The sequence below is a fragment of the Vibrio genomosp. F10 str. 9ZD137 genome (genome assembly GCF_049974785.1).
Classification (GTDB): Bacteria; Pseudomonadota; Gammaproteobacteria; order Enterobacterales; family Vibrionaceae; genus Vibrio.
Genome location: NZ_JBNGCJ010000651.1, coordinates 1 through 1,001, shown reverse-complemented (window position 1 = coordinate 1,001; position 1,001 = coordinate 1). Strand labels below are relative to the sequence as shown.

Sequence of the window (1,001 nt, the reverse complement as noted above, 5' to 3'; positions counted from 1 at the left end):
ATCCCTCTTAAATTGCTTGTTATGTGCCGCAGATCAAAGCCGTGAATACTACGAACCACGATAATTTATTAACTCAATATTAAAGGGGAACTTAACATGAAACCAACAACTATCATTGTCACGTTAGCATTTGTTTTCTCTTCTATTGCGATTGCCTCTAACGAAAAGAAAAATACCTTTAAAATTGGTGATGACGCCGATGATATTCCTTGCACATGTGTTTTCAATAAGAACCGTATGTGGAACCCTGAAACCATTATATGGAACAACGAAGAGTGGTACTGCTCAAATTATAATGAAGACGGTACATGCGCTTCGGTAGCACTGGTTAACCCCACTAAACTAGAAGCAACATGCGACAACGACACTGTTCCACTTTACTGCATATTTAACCTAGAAAATGCACCCAAGACCGTGACCATTGAGGGAGAGTCTTGGACGTGTGGAGCACGAAATCAGATTGATAATATGTGTATCAAAGCTGACAAATCTCAATAGGCACATAACGCCAAATTAACTGGCTAAAAATAGTGGGCTAAAATGAGTGAGGCACGAACGAAGCCCACTGTGTTTAGTCCAGTTGAATTTCTTGTTAGGCTGTGACAATAACCAAGCTATTCCGGTTGCTTAAATACCCAGTAAGCAATAGGTACAAGAGCAAATTCTAACCCTATATAAAGCAATAGAATCGGTTGTGGAATGCCATCAACGAAGTAACTTATAACTCTGCCAATGACCAAGCCCCCAGTGAACACTATTACAGTAACCAATGCAGGATTTCTATAAGACTTATTAAAAGCAGAGAATAACCAAAATAATCCAAGCGCTATATAAAGGCACATTACAGCTCGTAATATATGTGCAATATTTAAATCAAGAGTTTCTATGCCAAGGAAAGTAGAAGCAAACCAATTAGGGGAAATACCATAAGCTAGGGCAATAGGAATTACAGCAAAGAATGCAAAAATCAAAAAGTTTTTCTTTATATTTTTCATGTTAAT

General features: G+C 37.8%; 2 protein-coding genes. One reads left to right on the top strand and one right to left on the bottom strand.

Annotated elements, in window-relative coordinates:
• Window positions 1–96: 96 nt before the first annotated feature.
• Window positions 97–498: a hypothetical protein gene (locus ACP45E_RS15835; RefSeq protein ID WP_017038123.1), complete on the top strand. Its 402-nt coding sequence runs from the start codon at window positions 97–99 to the stop codon at window positions 496–498.
• A gap of 116 nt (window positions 499–614) precedes the next feature.
• Here ACP45E_RS15835 and ACP45E_RS15830 read toward each other — a convergent pair.
• A partial coding sequence (locus tag ACP45E_RS15830; protein WP_017038124.1) for a DUF4345 domain-containing protein occupies window positions 615–1,001 on the bottom strand: 387 nt, incomplete at its 5' end.

Excerpts from the sequence above, each read along its gene's own strand:
- ACP45E_RS15835 (WP_017038123.1), top strand. The coding sequence starts at position 97 with ATGAAACCAACAACTATCATTGTCACGTTAGCATTTGTTTTCTCTTCT.